This is a genomic window from Sorangium sp. So ce302, from assembly GCF_051530145.1.
Lineage (GTDB): Bacteria > Myxococcota_A > Polyangia > Polyangiales > Polyangiaceae > Sorangium > Sorangium cellulosum_B.
The window spans coordinates 470,702-488,456 of record NZ_CP150326.1 but is presented as its reverse complement, the minus strand read 5'-3'; the positions used below and the strand labels follow the sequence as shown (position 1 = coordinate 488,456).

11 protein-coding genes and 1 tRNA gene are annotated in these 17,755 nt (G+C 72.0%); 6 read left to right on the top strand and 6 right to left on the bottom strand.

Annotated elements, in window-relative coordinates; all coding sequences use genetic code 11:
• Positions 1 to 9 precede the first annotated feature (9 nt).
• Both WME73_RS01895 and WME73_RS01890 read right to left on the bottom strand, forming a co-directional pair.
• Positions 10 to 5,070: a protein kinase domain-containing protein gene (locus WME73_RS01895; protein ID WP_437914571.1), complete on the bottom strand. Its 5,061-nt coding sequence runs from the start codon at positions 5,068 to 5,070 to the stop codon at positions 10 to 12.
• A gap of 148 nt (positions 5,071 to 5,218) precedes the next feature.
• Positions 5,219 to 6,379 carry a M20 family metallopeptidase gene (locus WME73_RS01890; RefSeq protein ID WP_437914570.1) on the bottom strand — a complete coding sequence of 387 codons (1,161 nt, stop codon included), beginning with the start codon at positions 6,377 to 6,379 and terminating at the stop codon, positions 5,219 to 5,221.
• A 187-nt stretch (positions 6,380 to 6,566) separates the two neighbouring features.
• Here WME73_RS01890 and argB point away from each other — a divergent pair, with 187 nt between their 5' ends.
• Positions 6,567 to 7,421 (top strand): acetylglutamate kinase, encoded by an 855-nt coding sequence (argB, locus tag WME73_RS01885; RefSeq protein WP_437914569.1) that lies wholly within the window; start codon positions 6,567 to 6,569, stop codon positions 7,419 to 7,421.
• 60 nt (positions 7,422 to 7,481) lie between these two features.
• Entirely contained in the window at positions 7,482 to 7,958 is a 477-nt protein-coding gene (locus WME73_RS01880; RefSeq protein ID WP_437743860.1) for a hypothetical protein, read from the top strand.
• Here WME73_RS01880 and WME73_RS01875 read toward each other — a convergent pair.
• A complete protein-coding gene (locus WME73_RS01875) occupies positions 7,919 to 8,200 on the bottom strand; it encodes a hypothetical protein (RefSeq protein WP_437914568.1) in 282 nt (93 codons plus the stop codon). The genes WME73_RS01880 and WME73_RS01875 overlap by 40 nt on opposite strands.
• Positions 8,201 to 8,394: 194 nt before the next feature.
• Between WME73_RS01875 and WME73_RS01870 the strand changes: the two genes are divergently transcribed.
• A complete protein-coding gene (locus WME73_RS01870; protein ID WP_437914567.1) occupies positions 8,395 to 10,575 on the top strand; it encodes a hypothetical protein in 2,181 nt (726 codons plus the stop codon).
• Positions 10,576 to 10,727: 152 nt separating this feature from the next.
• Positions 10,728 to 10,800, top strand: a tRNA-Ala gene (locus WME73_RS01865).
• A 458-nt stretch (positions 10,801 to 11,258) separates the two neighbouring features.
• On the opposite strand, the gene rd is transcribed toward WME73_RS01865, so the two are convergent.
• The 3 genes from rd to WME73_RS01850 all read right to left on the bottom strand — a co-directional run bounded on the left by rd (position 11,259) and on the right by WME73_RS01850 (position 12,886).
• Positions 11,259 to 11,423 (bottom strand): rubredoxin, encoded by a 165-nt coding sequence (gene rd, locus WME73_RS01860; protein WP_437743857.1) that lies wholly within the window; start codon positions 11,421 to 11,423, stop codon positions 11,259 to 11,261.
• A gap of 165 nt (positions 11,424 to 11,588) precedes the next feature.
• Entirely contained in the window at positions 11,589 to 12,428 is an 840-nt protein-coding gene (locus WME73_RS01855) for an SDR family NAD(P)-dependent oxidoreductase (protein ID WP_437743856.1), read from the bottom strand.
• A gap of 314 nt (positions 12,429 to 12,742) precedes the next feature.
• A complete protein-coding gene (locus tag WME73_RS01850) occupies positions 12,743 to 12,886 on the bottom strand; it encodes a hypothetical protein (protein ID WP_437914566.1) in 144 nt (47 codons plus the stop codon).
• A gap of 49 nt (positions 12,887 to 12,935) precedes the next feature.
• On the opposite strand from WME73_RS01850, the gene WME73_RS01845 reads away from it, so the two are divergent.
• Together WME73_RS01845 and WME73_RS01840 are read left to right on the top strand one after the other, a co-directional pair.
• Positions 12,936 to 14,054 carry a cytochrome-c peroxidase gene (locus WME73_RS01845; RefSeq protein ID WP_437743855.1) on the top strand — a complete coding sequence of 373 codons (1,119 nt, stop codon included), beginning with the start codon at positions 12,936 to 12,938 and terminating at the stop codon, positions 14,052 to 14,054.
• 81 nt (positions 14,055 to 14,135) lie between these two features.
• Entirely contained in the window at positions 14,136 to 17,732 is a 3,597-nt protein-coding gene (locus WME73_RS01840) for an AAA family ATPase (protein WP_437914565.1), read from the top strand.
• Positions 17,733 to 17,755: the final 23 nt, after the last annotated feature.

The following is a 17,755-nucleotide window of genomic DNA, read 5'->3' as shown; positions in this document are numbered from 1 at the left end:
GCGCCGCGCTCAACGCGCGGCGCTCTTCACGAGGCCGTCGGTCCTCCCCGTCCTCTGCAGCGCGTACGCGATGCCGCTCTGGAGCGTCCCCCGCGTCACGATCTCTCTGAACTCGATCTCCAGGCCCGTGAGGGTCGTCGCGACCTCGGGGCGGATGCCGGTGAGCACCGCCTGCGCCCCGAGCATCCGGAGGGCCTTCGCCGTGGCCATCAGCGTGCTCGCGACGTCGGTGTCGACGAGCTTCACGCCGGTGATGTCGATGATCACGACCTCGGCGCCGTTCGATTCGACCCCGTGCAGGGCGGTGCTGAGCGCCTGCTGGGCCCGCGCGCTGTCCATCATCCCGATCAGCGGCATGACCATGATCCGGTCGGTGATCGGGATGATGGGGGTGGACAGCTCCGCGAGCCGGTCGTTCTGCACCCGGATGATCTCTTCCTGCAAGGACAGGCGCTCCCGCTCGCTCCGCTCTCGCCCGGCGAACTCGACCCCGAGCCGCTGCTCGGCCTCCTGGAGCGCCGCCGTGCGGTGCTCCAGGTGCTCGTAGAGCAGCGCGTTCTCCACGGCCGTCCCGGCCTGCGTCAGAAGGAGCCTGACGAGCTCCTGCCGCGCCGGCTTGAAGGTGCTCGGGGCGAGCCGGTTCTCCAGGTAGATGATCCCCTTGATCCGGCCCTGGTGGACCATGGCCAGGCACAGGATCGACCTCGGGGCGCACGCGGCGATGTACGGGTCGGCCGCGAACCGGGACTCCTGGGTCGCGTCCGCCAGGATCACGGGCTCCTTCGTCCTCGCGACGTACTGCACGATGGAGACCGGCACGTCGGCGCTCCCCTCGAGCGGGGCGGCCAGGCCCGCCCGGAGCGAGCTCGGCTCCGCCGTGACGACCGCCTCGACGAGCAGGTGCTGTTCTCGCTCGAGGATGAGGGCGCCCTTCTGCGCGCCGGAGTTCTTGATGACGATCTCCATCAGCCGGCTCACGACGCTCTCCAGGACGACCTCGCCCGCGAGCGCCTGCGCAGCCTGGATGACCGCTTCCACGTCGAGGATGCTGGTGCTGAGCCGCGTCGTCGACGTGGTCTGCGCCCTGCCGGAGCGCGATGAGGCGACCACGCTGCGCGGCCCGAGGAGCCCTCCGTCGGCAGGCACGAGGTGGGGAGCGACCCGCGCCAGGCTCTCCACCTTGGCTGTCGCCCCCCACAAGAGGTACGCGTGGTAGGCGTCCGTCATGAAGGCCCGAGCGGCCCGGAGCAGCCCCTCGGCCTCGTACAGCTTCGCCGCGATCTCGTTCGCGATCGCCTCGTCGCGCACGAACCGGCTCGCCCTCGCCGCTTCGATCGCCTTCTCGTAGAGCATCATCGCGTCCCGCGTCCTCCCCGAGAGGCGCGCCACCTCGCCCGCCACGAGGGTGCTCTTGTGGGCGTAGTTGGACGGGCTCAGCTCCGCCCAGTGGTTCAGCTTCGCCTCGAGCCTCGCGATCGCCTCCATGTGCTGCGCCCGCTCGCCGTCCGGCGCCCCGTCGCACGACGCCGCGAGCGTCAAGCAGCCGAAGAACACGATCTCCGTCGCCCAGGCGTGGGTCGTCCACCCCACGCTCTGCCGCTCGGCCGTGGCCAGGAACGAGCGCGCGGACGCGTAGTCCCCGTGGAGGTAGCTCAGCTGGAGCTTGAAGGCGCTGTACCAGCTGGCCACGTAGCCGAGCTCCGGCCCCTCGATCGACCTCGTGAACTCGGCCTCGTCGAACGCCCCGCCGCTCAGGGAGTGCCCCCCTTCGGTTCGACCCGTGAGGTTCGCGACCACCTGCTTCGCGCAGACCAGGGCGTGGATCGTCGTCAGGTCGCCGATCCGCCGCACGAGCGCGAGGTTCTGCTCGATCTCGTCCGCGAGCGCGTCCAGATCGTCGCCGAGGTTCAGCTTCGCCGCCGCGATGTGCATGCAGCAATACGACGCATAGACCAGGTCGCCGCTCGCCAGCCCGGCCTGGCGGGAACGCCCGAAGCAGTCGATCGTCGCCGAGAGATGCTCGAACAGATGGAGTATCGCCGCGAAGTAGATCAGCAGCTTGCAGGTGAGGCGAACGTTGTTGAACTTCTCGTTGAGCGCGATCCCGAGCTTCGCGAACTCGTATCCTTCCTCGTATCGCTGAGGGTTGTCCCGGAACAGGGGCAGATCGTTCCCTAGCATGCTGCCGAACGAGACGTACCCCAGGGCGGACATGGCCGAGTTGCCGTGTTTTATCGACAGGTTGATCTGCTTGACCACCGCGAGCAGGCCGAGGGTGGGATCCACGGCGTTCGCCGGCGTCGCCAGCTCGCCGAGGAGGCCCAGGATCATCTGTATCTCCGCGCCGGAGGCCTGCGGCAGGTCGATGAGACTGGCTATTTCGCGCGTCTCCAGGCTCGCCCGCATGGCGGCGAGCTCCGCGCGCAGCATCACCTCGCGCTCGTCGGCGGCCTGCGGGAGCTCGACCCCGAGGAGCCCGAGCGCCTCCAGCGCCTGGTCTATCACCCGGTTGATCTGGCCGAGCATCAGGTAGAAGGTCATGCGCAGCACGCAGACCTTCGCGCGATCCAGCGTGCTCTTCGCCTGTGTCGCGAGGACGTCGAACAGCGGCTCGGCCGCCTCGAAGCCGCCGCTCAGGCACCTGCACTCCGCGAGCTCGGCGTGGAGCGCGAACGCGAGCTCGTACTCGCTCTTCCAGCTCTCGGCGTCGAGCAGCGATGTCCCGATCTCGAGGTAATGGACCGCGGCGTCATAGGCCGCCCCCATCTTCGCCCGCTTGCCGGCGTCGAGGTTCAGCCGCGAGAGCGCCAGCTTCTCGCGCTCGTCCGTGATCAGGGCGACGCCCCTGTTCATGTGGCCCACGATGTCGAACAGCTCGGCCTCGGACTGATCTCGCCTGCTGTCCTCCAGCATCAGCCGCCCGATCTGGAGGTGCGCCGCCTGCTTGTCCGCGTCGTCCATGAGCGCGTAGGCGGCCTGCTGCACGCGATCGTGCAAGAACCTGTAAGAGACGTTGAGCTCCTCGCCGGAGCCGTCCTCCGCGACGGCGAGCTCACCGTCCATGGCGATATCGAAGAACCTGGACTCCGCGTCCACGGGGAGGATGAAGCCCTCGCGGAGCACGCCCCAGAGCTCGCGGGCCGCCTCCAGGCGCGACCGCCTCGTCACGATCGCCAGCGTCGTCAGATCGAACTGGTGGCCGACGCACGCCGCGAGGGAGAGGATACGCTGGGCGCGCTCGGGCAGCCGGCGCATCTTGCCCACCATGAGCTCGATCACGTTCTCCGAGGCCTTCGCCTCGCGGATGCGATCGAGGTCCCATGTCCACGAGAAGCCGCCGGGGTCGAACGAGAGGAGCCTCTCGGCGTGCAGGCTCTTCATGAGCTGGCTCATGAAGAACGGGTTGCCCCGGGTCTTGTCGAAGATGAGCCTCGCGAAGGGCTCCGCGCGGTGAGGATCGCAGCTCAACGTGTCGGCGACGAGCTGGTTCACGTCGGCGAAGGCGAGCGGCTTGAGCGTCAGCTCGCTCACCGCCGCCGCCTTCTTGCGGAGCTCCCCGAGGACCACGGAGAACAGGTGGCTCGCGTCGACCTCGTTGTCGCGGTACGCGCCGATCATGAGCATGTAGGGGATCCGCGCCTCGGCCGCGATGCTCTGGAGGAACTTGAGCGACGCCGCGTCCGCCCACTGCAGGTCATCGAAGAAGAGGACCAGGGGGCGCTCCTTGGAGGGGAAGGCGCGGCAGAAGTTCTGGAGCGTCAGCTGGAACCGCGCCTGCGACTCGGTGGGGCCGAGCGCCGGGACGGCCGGCTGAGGACCGATGAGGAGCTCGAGCTCCGGTATCAGATCGATGAGGAGCTGCCCGTTCGAGCCGACCGCCGCCGCCAGCCTGCGCTTCCACTGCCCCAGCGCCTCGGCAGACTCCGCCATGATGTTGCGGATGAGCTCCTGGTAGACGTGCGCGACGGCCGCGTACGGCGTGGTCCGGTTGAGCTGGTCGAACTTGCCGGTCGCGAAATACCCTCTCTCACGAACGACGCTCTTCTGGAGCTCGTTCACGAGGACCGACTTGCCGATCCCGGAGTAACCGGAGACCAGGACGGATTCGCTCCCGCCCTGCCTCGTGCGGACCCACGCGTCGGAGAGGAGCGCGACCTCGGTCTCCCGGCCGTAGAGCTTCTGAGGCGCCCGCAGCTCATCGACGTAGTCGTATCGGCCGGCGGGGAACGGCTCGATCTTCCCCTTGGACGAGAGCTGCGACGAGCACTCTTCCAGGTCGACCTTGAGCCCGTGGGCGCTCTGGTACCTGTCGTCGGGGCTCTTGGCGAGGAGCTTCATCACGATGTCCGAGACGGCGCTCGGCACCGCGGGCGACACGGTCTGCGGCGCCGGGGGGGTCCGCGCGATGTGGCTGTGCACGAGGTCCATGAGGTCCGTCGTCCGGAAGGGGAGGACGCCCGTCACCATCTCGTACAGGGTGACGCCCAGGGAGTAGAGGTCCGTGCGGCGATCGATGACGACGTTCAGCCGCCCGCTCTGCTCCGGCGACATGTAGGCCAGGGTCCCCTCGAAGGACGCGAAGCGGTTCGCTTTGTGGGCTTCCTGCGACAGGCGCGTCGCGCTGCCGAAATCCGTCAGCTTCGCCTGCAGCGTCTCCGCGTTGACGAGGATGTTGTGCGGCTTGACATCCATGTGAGTGACGCCTCGTCGATGGATGGACTCCAGGGCGTCCGCGATCGAGATCGCGATACGGAGCGCGTCCTCCAGCTTCAGCTTGCTCGCGCCGATGATCTCGTTGAGCGGGCGCTCGCCCGCGTCCTCCATGATGAGCGCCAGGCCGCTGCCCACCTTCTCGATCCCATAGACCCTCACGACGCCCGGCAGCGCGAGGTCTCGGGCGATGGCGTATTCGTACTTGAGCTTCGCGATCTCGACCGGCAGCGGGCGCTCGCTCTTGAGCCGCTTGATCGCCACCGGGGAGCGGTCGCTCTCTCGAACTCCCCGGTAGACCGTCGTCGCCGAGGATTCGTGGATGACGCCCGTCAATGTGTAAGCAGCCCCACTTGCCATAAATACATTCTCGCGGGTTCGCGTCATCGCAGCAAGGGGATCCCTTACAGCCGCGGCCCGAGGCAGCCGCCCAGGTGATCCACTGGGGTCGCACGTAGCAGCCCGCGGCAGGCGAGCGTCGGAGTCGCGCGCGCCGCCCGTCAGCCCCTCAGGCGCGCCGGCCCAGCAGGAACGCCGCCAGCGCCTCCGCCTTGGGGACCAGCGTGCCCACCTCGACGAGCTCGTCCTTCGTGTGGAAGCCGCTCCCCCGCGGCCCCAGCCCGTCGATGGACGGGATCCCGATCTCGGCCGTCGAGCTGGCGTCGGATCCGCCGCCGAGGAGGGGCGCCTCGGCGTCGCCGAGCCCCGCCGCCCGCGCGCAGGCCGCGTACTCACGGCAGAGCGCCGCGCTCGCGTCGGTCCGCGCGAGCGGCGACCGCGCGATCTCGCCGTCGACCTGCACGGCGGTGCCGGGCACCTCGGCGGCCGCCTCGCGCGCCGCCTCGGCGAGCGCCGCCAGCATCGCCTCGCCGTCCGCGCGGCTCACGAAGCGGAGGTCGACCTGCGCCTCCGCCGCGTCGGGCACCGTGTTCCTGCCGTGCCCTCCGCTCACCTTGCCGACGTTGACGGTCACCCCCCGCCCGTAGTCGGTGAGCTGCTGCGCCCGGTCGACGAAGCGCGCGAGCGCCCAGATGGCGTTCGCGCCCTGCCGGTGCGCGTTGCCGGCGTGCGCCGCCTTGCCCGTGGCCCTCACCGTCGCGCCCCCCGTGCCCTTGCGCGCGGTGATGATCCGGTCCCCCTCGCGCCCCGCCTCGAACACGAGCGCGCACGCGGCGCCCGCGAGCTCGCGCTGCAGCAGCGGGCGCCCCTCGGGCGACCCGACCTCCTCGTCCGCCACGATGGCGAACCGCACCGGGATCGCCGGCAGCGCGCCGATCCGCTCGAGCGCCCTGAGCGCCTCGATCACCACCACGAGCCCGCCCTTCATGTCGAGCACGCCGGGCCCGCGCGCGAGCTCCCCGTCCAGGCGGAAGCCCTCGAAGACCCCCGGGGGGAACACCGTGTCGAGGTGCCCGATGAGGGCGACGTGCCCCGCCGGCGACGCCTTGGCCGCCTCGCTCTCCGCCACCCAGTGCGCCGCGTAGCGCGCGCTCGCGAACCGCCGCACGCACAGGCCGGGGATCGTCGAGAGCTCGTTGGCCAGGACCTCGCCCACGGCGTCGCCGCCGCGCGGGTTGTCCGTGAACGAGTTGAGGTTCACCAGCCGCTCGAGGAGCGCGAGCATCGGCTCCGCGCGGCTGGACAGCGCCTGTCGGAGGGCCTGGATCACGGCGCCAGCATGCCACGGAAGCCACCGAAGGCCGAGCGCCGGCGCGCGCGAGGTCGCCGGCGCCCGCTCGCGCTGCCACCCCGCCACCACGCCGCCACCACGCCGCCACCACGCCGCCACCACCACCCCGCGCGCCGGCGACCTCTGCCCTGGCCGCAGCAGAAGTGGTACGTGTGCCCCTCATGAAATGTCCCAGAGCAGCGCGGAGGCACCCGTGACCACGGCGACGGGCCCGCTCGTCATCAAGCTCGGCGGCGAGGTCGTGGGCGGCCCTGCCCTCGCCATCCTCTCCAGCGACCTCGCGGCGCTCACCCGCGCGGGCGCGCGCGCGATCGTCGTCCACGGCGGCGGCGCGCAGGCCACCCGGCTGCAGGAGCGCCTCGGCATCCCCGTCCGGCAGGTCGCCGGTCAGCGCGTCACCGACGCGGACACGCTCGACGTCATGAAGATGGTCGTCGCCGGCAAGCTCAACGTCGACCTCTGCGCCGCGCTCGTCGCCGCGGGCGCGAGGCCGGTGGGGCTCCACGGCGCGAGCGGGCCCGCCCTCTCGGCGGTCAAGCGGCCGCCGCAGGTCTACGCCGGCGCCGGGCCCGAGCCGGTGGACCTCGGCCTCGTCGGCGACATCACGGGCGTCGATCGCGGGCTGCTCGAGCTGCTCGGGAGCGGCGGCTACTTGCCCGTCCTCGCCTGCCTCGGGGCCGGCGCGGACGGGCAGGCGTACAACATCAACGCCGACACGGTCGCCAACCGGGTCGCCGTCGAGCTCGGCGCGGCGGGGCTCTTCCTCGTCAGCGACGTGCCGGGCGTGCTGCGCGACGTCTCCGATCCCGCCTCGCGCATCCCGAGCCTCACGGTCGCCGAAGGGCGCGCCCTCATCGCGAGCGGCGCCGTCACGCGCGGCATGATCCCGAAGCTCGAGGAGTCGTTCGCCGCGCTCGCCGAAGGGGTCCGCCGCATCCACATCCTGGGGCGGCTCAAGCCCGGCGATCTCGCGCGCGAGGCGAGCGAGCCCGGCGCGATCGGCACCGTGCTCATCCCCTGAGCCGCCCGGCGCGCCTCGCCCGAGCCGGCCGCGCGCCGTATGCTCTGGCCTCGTCGCCGTATGCCCTCCGCCTCATCGATGACGGACGCCGCCCTCGGGTTCGCCGAGGCGCACCGCGAGCAGCTCGCCATCGCCGTGGGCGTGTGCCTCGCCAGCTTCATCGCGGGCATGGCGCTCGTCACTGTCGTGCTCGTTCGGCTGCCCGAGGACTACCTGGAGAGGCAGGAGGAGGCGCCCTTCCTGGAAGGGCGTCCGGCCTGGGTGCGCGTGGCGGCGCGCGTCGGGAAGAACCTGCTTGGCGTGATGGCCGTCACGCTCGGGATCCTGCTGTCGCTGCCCGGTGTCCCCGGTCCGGGCGCGCTGGTGATCCTGATCGGCGTGATGCTCCTCGACATCCCCGGCAAGCGGCGCCTGGAACGGCGGCTCCTCGGGGCGCCGCGGGTGCGCGCCGTCGCCGACCGCGTGCGCGCCCGCTTCGGCCGCCCTCCGCTGCGCGTTCAGGCTGGCGCCCGCGGCTCTTCACCCGGCGCGCCCTGAGCGCCGCGGGCGCCCTGCGCGCGCGCCGCCGGCCCTCCCTTCGGGGCCGCGGCGCGCCGCCGGAGGTGCCACCCGAAGAGCGCCGCAGCGAGCGCGAGCGAGAGCCCCGCCGAGATCCACTCGCGCGGCGCGAGCAGGATGCAGCCGGCCACGAAGGCGCAGCTCGCGAGCGCGAGGCGCTCTTCAGCGTTGGGCGCGTCGGGCGCGTTGGGCGCGTCGGGCGCGTTGGACATGGGGCGCACGTCGCCCTCCTCGTTACCGTCCCGCGCCGCGCGCATCAAGCGCGCCGTGCGGTCGCGATCCTGCCCACAGGGCGTGACCCGGCGCGCTCGCGCGTCGCGCTCCTGGTCGCCTCGTGCGGCGCCCGCGCGGTTGCGGTAGGTAGGGGATGGGAACGGCGAGCGCTCCGCTCGCGCAGCATCGATCTCGACGCCTTATGAACGCAAAAGACGATCGCGACGAGGGTGGGCCCGAGGGCGCGCTCCGGAACGAGAACGAGGATCCCGGCGAGGGCCGCGAAGCAGGCCCGGAGGCCGCCGCCGCGATGGGCTCCAGCGCGAGCGAGGGCGCGCGCGCCGACGACAGCGCAGCGCGCGCGGCGCAGCGCGACGACGCCGCGGAGGACGATGGCGCCGCGGAGGGCGAGCACGACGAGGAAGACGGCGCGGCGCCGGAGCCGCCTCCGCGGCCGCGCGGGCCCTCGATGTGGGACATCCTCCGGGACAGCTTCTTCACGTTCGACCGGCGGACGCTCGGCTTCACGCGCATCCTGCTCGGCTTCTTCCTGATCGGCGACCTGTTCCGCCGCAGCTGGGCGTGGTCCGACATGTTCGCGGACATCGGCGTCCTGCCGAACCACGTGAACCTCTGGCGCCCGCAGGGCGGCGGGAACTTCTCGCTCGTCAACGCCTTCTCCACGCCGGGCGAGCTCTGGGTCCTCTGGGCCGTGATCTTCGCCACCTACGTCTGCCTGCTCATCGGCTGGAAGACGAAGCTCATGCAGGTGCTCTCGCTCGTGTTCGTCACGAGCATGAACGGGCGCGTCCTGCTCATCGAGAACGGCGGCTACGTCGTCCACAACCTGCTGCTGCTCTGGACGTGCTTCCTGCCGATGGGCGATCGCTTCTCCGTCGACGCGCTCCTCGCGTCGCTGAAGCGGAGCCGCGAGCGGACCGCGGACGATCTGAATGACCGCTCCGCGCTCGACGACCCCCGGAAGCCGGACGCCTACGTGACGGTCCTCGGGCCCGTCCTGCTGATCCAGCTCTCGGCGATCTACTTCTTCAACGTGGTGCACAAGACCGGCCCCGCCTGGAAGAACGGGACCGCGGTCCACTTCGTGCTGTACGTCGACCGGATGGTGACGCCGATCGTGGCGGACATCCGCGACTACGCGCCGAACTTCCTCATCCTCTTCATGACGAAGATGGTGATCTCGTTCGAGGCGGCCATCCCGGTGTGCCTGCTGTCGCCGCTCGGCCGGGTGTGGGCGCGGCGGCTCACGCTCGTGATGATGAACTTGCTCCACGTCGGGTTCGGCATGACGTTCGTGCTGGGCCCGTTCGCGTGGGCGCTCTGCGTGTTCTCCACGCTCCTCATCGGCCGCGAGGACTGGGAGATCGCCGCGCGCACGATGCGGCGCATGCACCGGGCCCGCGTGGTGCTGTTCGACCCGCGCTCGCCGGGCGCCGTGCTCGCCTGCCGCGTGCTGAAGCGGATGGACCGGTTCGGTCTGCTCACCTTCGAGGCGTCGAGCTCCGCGGCCCACGGGCTCTCGGTGCGACGTCCGGGCGGCGAGGCGGCCGAGGGGGCCGCGGCGCTCGCCGACATCGTCGCGGCGATCCCGCTCGGCCCCGCCGTGGCGTGGGTGCTCCGCCTGCCGCTCGTGCGCGACGCGGCGACCGCGGCGATGGCGGCGGCGCACCGCCGCAGCCTGGGCCGGGCGCTCGGCGCGCGGATCCCGGAGCGCTCGGAGATCGCGCCCCCGCCGGCGCCGCTCCGGCTGGCCGGCCGGAAGGTGCTCGCGACGTTTCGCGAGGTCGCCGTGCTCGTGATGTTCGTCGGCGCGGTCAACCAGGCGGCGGTCGAGCTCTGGGTCATCAAGAACCGCTGGAAGGTGCCTCACCCCGAGCCGACGCGCGTCCTCTCGCAGAAGCTCCGGTTCCTCCAGGGCTGGTTCATGTTCTCGCCGAACCCCGTGATGGACGACGGGACGATCGTCGTCGACGCCATCACGGTCGACGGCCGCCACATCAACCCCTTCACCGGCGAGCCGCCGAACTTCGACCTCCTGCACGCGAAGAGCTTCGCGTACACCCAGATCTGGTGCGACTACTTCGCCCGCATCAAGCTGCCGGCGAACACCTCGTACCGGGACGCGATGAAGGAGTACATCTACCGCTACCCGGAGCGCACGGGCCGGCCCGAGGACGCGATCGTCTCCGGGGAGGTGTACTGGGTGAAGGACTGGAACCCGAAGTGGGGCAGCACGGAGAGCTACGGGGAGGAGCGCGAGAAGCTCTTCATCTTCCAGAACCCGAAGGCCCAGGCGCGCGCGCAGGCGGAGCCTCCGCCGGCGCCCGGCGCGCCCGCGGAGCCGCCGAGCCCTGCCAACTAGGGCGCGGGGAACCAGGGGAAGCACGGCAAGCAGGGGGACCTGGTGGGGCGCCCAGGGTCCCCCCCCAACGACAGACCGGCGGCGGAGAGAAAACCGCGATCCATGCTTGACAGCGGCGCCCCGGCGAGTAGAGTCCGCGCTCTCGAAAGCGAGGGCCTGTAGCTCAGTTGGGAGAGCGCTAGAATCGCACTCTAGAGGTCGCAGGTTCGATCCCTGTCAGGTCCACCCTCGAAGCAGCTCAATTCTCTTTCTTAGCCGTTCTTCTTCATCCTCCACGCCATTGTCACGCTCTCGAAAGCGTGTGATCGCATGAGAAGCGGTCCGCGGAGAGCGCGTGAGATCGAGCAAACGCGTGGCCAGCGCCTGGATCGGGCGTGAGGTGACCGCGATGAGGTGCTCCCGTCCGCACGGGAGGCAGCGCGCTGCGCTGAACGCCCGCCGCGGCGTTCCTCGACGTCGCGCTGCGCCGAGCGCCCGCGCGGTCGCGGCTGGCGCTCACCCGGCCGCGTGCGTCAGGCCCATCGACGGTGGATGACGTGGAGCGTCCACCGGGGCGGCGCGCGGCGCGATCCGAGGAGCACATCGGTGCGCGGAGACCGCGCGGCCGATGTGCTCACGCTGCCGGCGCCTCCGCGCTGTCCGCGGCGCGAGGCTCGCCGAGGCGGCGCGGAGGGGCGGCCCGCTCACTCGTCGATCGGCTCGAAATCGGCCTTGGTCGCGCCGCACTCCGGGCACATCCAGGAGTCAGGCAGGTCCTCGAACGAGGTCCCCGGCGCAACGCCTGTGTCGGGGTCACCGACCCCCGGGTCATAGACGAATCCGCAGACCAGACACCGATATTTCTTCATCCGTGGTTCTCCTCAAGAGCTCGACGAGAGGAGCCTGACGCTACCACGAGGGCGGACACGGCCGCAGATGAACCTTCTGGTCCGCAGCTCTCGCCGCGGCGCGCAGGTCCTGCGCCACGAGCGCGCGCGCGCCGCCTCGGCGACCGTGGCCGCCGAGACGCGGGCTCAGGGCGGCGCCGGAGCGTCGCGCACCGCGAGCTGCTTCTTCCGCAGCACGCGCGCGATCGGCCAGTAGGCGAGCCGGAGCAGCCACCGCGGGCAGATGACGCCGAGATGGATGACGAGCCACGCCACCACCCCGGGCACCACGAGCGCGAGGCCGCGGTCCACCGCGCGGACCAGCGCGCGCGCGCAGCGCTCCGGGGAGATCGACAGGAGCGCGGGAGGCTCGAGGCCCGTGAAGTTGCCGGCCACCTCGTTGAACTCGGTCTGCACGGGCCCCGGACAGACCTGCGTCACCCGCACGCCGGTGCCGGCGAGATCGAGGCGGAGCGCTTCGGTAAAGCTCGTGACGAAGTGCTTCGTGCCGACGTACGAGGCCATCCCGGGCCCGAACGTCAGCCCGAAGCCGGAGCTCACGTTCGCGATCGCGCCGCGCCCGCGCGACACCATCGGGCCGACGAGCCGGTGCGTGAGGTACGCGAGGCTCGTCACGTTCAGCGCGATCATCTGCTCGGTGCGCGACCACGCGGAGAGATCGAACACGCCGATGTCACCGAAGCCGGCGTTGTTGACGAGGACGTCGACCCCCCCGACCTCGGCCTCGACGGCGAGCAGCATCGCGTCGACCGCCGCCCGATCGGTGACATCGCAGCCGAAGGCGAGCACGGCGAGCGCCGGCCGCGCCGCGGCGAGATCGGCCCGCAGCGCCTCCAGGCGATCCTTGCGGCGCGCGACCAGCACGAGCGCCCGGGCGCGATGGGCGATCTCGTGCGCCAGCGCGCGGCCGATGCCCGACGACGCGCCGGTGATGAGCACGACCCCGCTGTCGATCGGCGATTGCACGGCCGAAAGGGTTGCCCGGCGCCCCCCGGGCGCGCAAGGGGCCCCTCGCCGACCGGCCTCGCATCGTCCCGTCCACGCTCCCGCGCTTCCGCCCTCCGGCGTTTCCGCGCTTCCACGCTTCCGCCCTCCGGCGTTTCCGCGCTTCCACGCTTCCGCCCTCCGGCGTTTCCGCGCCTCCACGCTTCCGCCCTACCGCAGCTCGCCCGCTACACCCCGCAGGCCGCGCGAGCGCGCCGCGCAACATCTCGGAGAAATCGGGCGAAACGGAGAAGCGCACCTCGGAGGAGATAGGCGCGCAGGAGGCACCTCGACATTCATTGCGCTACCTTCGAAACAACGAATCGCAACCGGCCGGTAACACGCATCACACCGGGGGCGCCCCCCGCGACCGCCGCCAGCACCGCGCCTTGGCCGGCGAGCGCGGCGACGGGGCGGCCGCGGCGCGCGTTGACGTCCACGGCGGCTCTCTCATACCGTGGACGGCGTCCTCACGAGCCAGGAGACCTCATGCGTTGGCCCTCATCTCTCATCAGTGTGCTCTTCATCGCCGCCGGGCTGGGCGCCTGCGAGCGATCCGCGGAGTACGAGCACAAGGCCGCCCCGGCCTCGAACACGGCGAAGCCCGCCGCGACCGCCGCGGCGACAAGCGACGTGAAGCCGCTCGTCTTCGATCCGAAGGACGTCAAGTCCTTCAAGGTCCTGCCCGCAAAATTCGAGACTGACAAGAACACGATCACCGATGACAAGGTGACCCTGGGAAGGATGCTGTGGTACGAGACGCGCCTCTCGAAGAACCACGATATCTCCTGCAACTCGTGTCATGGCCTCTCGAGCTACGGCGTCGACAACAAGCAGTTCTCCTCCGGGCACAAGGGCCAGCTCGGCGGCCGCAACTCGCCCTCTGCGTACAACGCGGGCCCCCACGTCGCGCAGTTCTGGGACGGCCGGGCGGCCACGCTCGAGGACCAGGCCAAAGGGCCTATCCTGAACCCCGTCGAGATGGCCATGCCGGACGAGAAGCGGGTCATCACGACGCTGAAGTCGATCCCCGAGTACGTGAAGCTCTTCAAGACGGCCTTCCCCGACGACAAGGAGCCGATCACCTACGACAACATGGCCAAGGCGATCGGCGCGTTCGAGCGCGGCCTGGTCACGCCGTCGCGCTTCGACAAGTTCCTGGGCGGCGACGACAAGGCCCTTACCGCCGAGGAGAAGGCCGGGTTCCACAAGTTCATCTCGCTCGGGTGCCCGACCTGCCACACGGGCGTCGCCGTCGGCGGCTCGACGTTCCAGAAGCTCGGCCTCGTGAAGGAGTTCCCCGGCCTCAAGGACAACGGGCGCTTCGACCACACGAAGGACGAGAAGGACAAGTTCTTCTTCCGCGTCCCGAGCCTCAGGAACGTCGAGAAGACCTTCCCGTACTTCCACGACGGCTCCATCGCGACGCTCGACGAGACGGTGACCAAGATGGCGTGGCACCAGCTCGGCGTGGAGGCCAAGCCCGAAGAGGTGAAGGCGATCGTCGCGTTCCTCAAGTCGCTCACCGGCGATCTCCCGACCGACTACATCAAGCAGCCCGAGCTGCCCCCGAGCGGGCCGACCACGCCCAAGGCCGACCCGACGTGAGCTGATCACGCGGATCACGCGGATCACGCGGATCGCCCGGTTGCGCCGGGAGGGCGGATCGGCTCTGCTCCGCCCTCTCGGATGAGCACGAGCTCCAGCGACGACGGGCGATCCGCGCCCGCTCCAGAGGACGGAGCGGGCGCGTCCGCGGAAGGGGCTCGCGACGCGAGCGAGGGGCGCACCGCCAGGGCGCTCGTCTTCGTGCGCGAGCGCTTCGACGGCGCGTGCCTCGCCTTCCCCGTCGCGGCGCCGGACGTCGCGAGCTTCGGCCGCGACGAGGACGTCCTCGTCGAGCAGCAGCTCTTCCTGCGCGAGCACGCCGCGCGCGCCCGGCCCGAGGCGGTCTCCAGGCTCTCGTTCCCGCAAGGGACAGGGCTCCTCTCCGTGAGCGTCCCCGTCCCGCGCGACGACTTGCCGCGCAAGCTGCGGAACGAGGTGCCGGTGAGCTTCCCCTGCGTCGTCGTGCCGGCCGGCGAGCTGGACGCGCGCGGGCAGACGGAGACGCCGGCGGCGGAGCGCGGCGACAGCGACGCGTGGGTGCTCGTGCCGAGCCTCGGGCACGCGTTCTACGTGGAGGCGGGCGAGCCGATCGAGGCGGCGATCCGGCACGAGGTGCGCCGGCTGCTCGCGTCGCAGGTCCTGTCGACGTGGGAGCACCTGGGGCTCCTGCCCGGGAGCGCGCACCGCCTGGAGGTGCTCCACGCGCCGCTGCCCGAGCCCGAGCGCGCGGGCGGGCACGGGCCGCGCGGCGCCTCGATCGTGGAGCGCGCGCGGCGGAAGAAGGCCGTCGAGACGCTCGTCGCGGTGGCGACGCCGCTCCACGTGGCGGCGCAGCGGAGCCCGCTCGCGACGCCGCCGCTCGCCTGCCGCGACGCGGAGCTCGCGCGCCTCGCCGCGCTGCTCGACGGCGAGGAGCGCCTCGGCGTGCTGCTCGTGGGCCCGGAGCACGCCGGGAAGACCGCGCTCGCGCTGGCGTACGTCGCCCGCCAGACGCGGCTCGTCTACGCGACGTCGGGCGCGCAGCTCATCGCGGGCATGAGCGGGCTCGGGCAGTGGCAGGAGCGCATCCACGGCGTGATGGAGGCCGCCGCCGCGCTCGACGCGGTGCTCTACTTCGAGAACCTCGACGATCTCCTGGCCGAGCGCGTCGACGGGGGGCACGTGGACCTGGCCGGCGCGATGCGGCCCTACCTCGACGAGGGGCGGGTGCGCGTCCTGTGCGAGCTCCGGGACGACCGGCTCGACGCGCTCGAGGGGCGGCACTGGGCGTTCTTCGCGGGCCTGAGCCGCATCCGGATCGATCCGCTCTCGGCCGAGAGCACCCGGAAGGCGCTCGCCGCGCGCGCCGAGCGCGACGGCCGCGTCGAGCCGCACCGCCCCGCGGTCGCGGGCGACGCGCTGACGGCGCTCGTCGATCTCGCGGAGCGCTACCTGCCCTACAGCGCCTTCCCGGGCAAGGCGGTCCGCCTCTACGAGGACCTGCGCGCCGTGCACGAGCGGGAGCGGACCGCGCAGGGGGAGCCGGTCACGCTCGGGCGGAGCGATCTCCACGAGCTGTTCTCGATGCGCACCGGGATGCCGGCGTTCCTGCTGCGCGACGATCTCCCGCTCCGCGTCGACCGCGTGGCGCGCGACCTCGGCGCGAGCGTGGTCGGGCAGGAGCGCGCGGTGCGCGCGCTCGCCGAGACGATCGCCGTGGTGAAGGCGGGGCTCTCGCCGCCGGACAAGCCGCTCGCGGCGTTCCTCTTCGTGGGGCCGACGGGCGTCGGCAAGACAGAGCTCGCCCGCGCGCTCGCCGGGCTGCTCTTCGGCTCACCCGATCGGCTCTCGCGGTTCGACATGAGCGAGTTCTCGAGCGAGGGCGCGGCCGATCGCCTGATCCGCGGGACCGACGGCGCGGGCGGGCTGCTCACGCAGCGCGTGCGCGAGCAGCCGTTCTGCGTGCTCCTGCTCGACGAGATCGAGAAGGCCCACCGGGCCGTGTTCGATCTCCTGCTGCAGGTGCTCGGCGAGGGGCGCCTGTCCGACGCGCGCGGCAGGACGGCGTACTTCCACAACGCGATCGTGATCATGACGTCGAACCTCGGCGCGGCGGAGCGGCGCGCGCGGGCGGGGTTCGCCGGCGAGCGAGGCGCGGAGCGGCCGGAGGAGCAGGCCGCGCTGGACGAGGCGCACTACCAGCGCGTCGTCGCGGGCGCGTTCCGGCAGGAGTTCGTGAACCGCATCGATCGCGTGGTGCCCTTCCGGGCGCTGACCCGGGCGGAGCTCGCCGAGGTCGCGCGCCTCACGGCGCAGCGCCTCGCCCAGCGCCGCGGGCTGTCCGAGGCGGGCGTCGCGCTCGAGGTGTCGGAGCGGGCGCTCGCGCGGCTCGCCGAGGACGGCCACGCGCCGGCGTACGGGGCGCGGGCGCTGCGGCGCCACGTCGAGGAGCACCTCGCGGCGCCGCTCGCGCGGCTGCTCGCGAGGCTCGGGGGCGACGCGCGGGATCTCACGGTGTGGGTGACCGAGGCGGGCGAGCCTGAAGCGGCGGCGCCCGCCGACGGCGCCGTGGTCGCCCGCGCCGAGACGCCCGCGCTCCGCCTCGCGGCGCGGCGGCGGCGCGCGGCGAAGGCCGCGCAGCAGGCGTTCGGCGTCGAGCAGGTCGGCGAGCTCCGGCGCGAGGTGGACCGGTGGATGGGCCTCGGGCCGCTCGAGCAGCTCAAGGAGCAGATCGACTTCCTGCTGACGCAGCTGAGCCTCGCGAGCGGGCCGTCGCGCGATCGGCGAAAGGAGATCGACGCCGCGGCGCTGCAGGCCGAGCACCACCGGCTCAGCGAGCTGTGGGGGCAGCTCGAGCGCGCGCAGGAGGAGATGCACGGCGTCGAGGAGCTCGCCCTGATGGCGCTGCTCGAGGGCGAGGAGGTGCGCGGGCTCGCGGGCGAGGCGCGCGCGGCGTGGGAGGGCGTGCGCAAGGTGCTGCCCCGCGCGCTCGTCGCGACCGAGTCGCGGCGCGACGCGATCACGCTGATCCTGGAGGAGCTCGACGCGGGGGCGTTCGAGCGGTGGCTCGCGCCGCTCCTCAAGGAGCTCCCGCGGCGCGGGTGGGGCGCGACGCTGCACATCGACGGCGACCGGGCCGGGCCCGGCGACGGCGCGTGGCCCGCGAGCCGGCGGTGGGGCCCGCCGCGCGCTCCCGGCGACGTGCTGGACGCGCTCGACAAGCCGAAGCGCGGGTTCCGGAGCGTGCTCCTCCGCTGCACCGGCGCGTACGCGGGGGCGTTCCTCTCGCTGGAGCGGGGGCTCCACCGGGTGGTCGCGCGCAAGCGGGACGCGGGCGAGGCGCGCGACGGGTCGGACGACGGCCGGCTGCACGTGTTCGTGCACTTCGTCGCGCACGCGGCCGACATCGCCGAGGACCAGTGGGAGCACAGGTCGCTCGCGCCGCCGCCCGCCGGCTCGGCCGCGGCGCGGCGGCGCGGGGCGGCCGCGCGCGAGCTCGACGAGGTCGAGGGCGCGGCGCTGATCGCGGGGCGCAGGGCGCGGATCGCGATGGATCCGGCCTGGTACTTTGAGCGGCTCGACGAGGTCGCGCTGACGCACCTGCTCCTGTTCGAGGACGAGGGGAGCGGGCTGGATCGGAGCGAGTACTTCAGCGCAGGCGGGGACGGCCCGGCGCTGGATGATTTGCCCGGCGCCTGACCTGGCAGAGCCACTACCCTGAG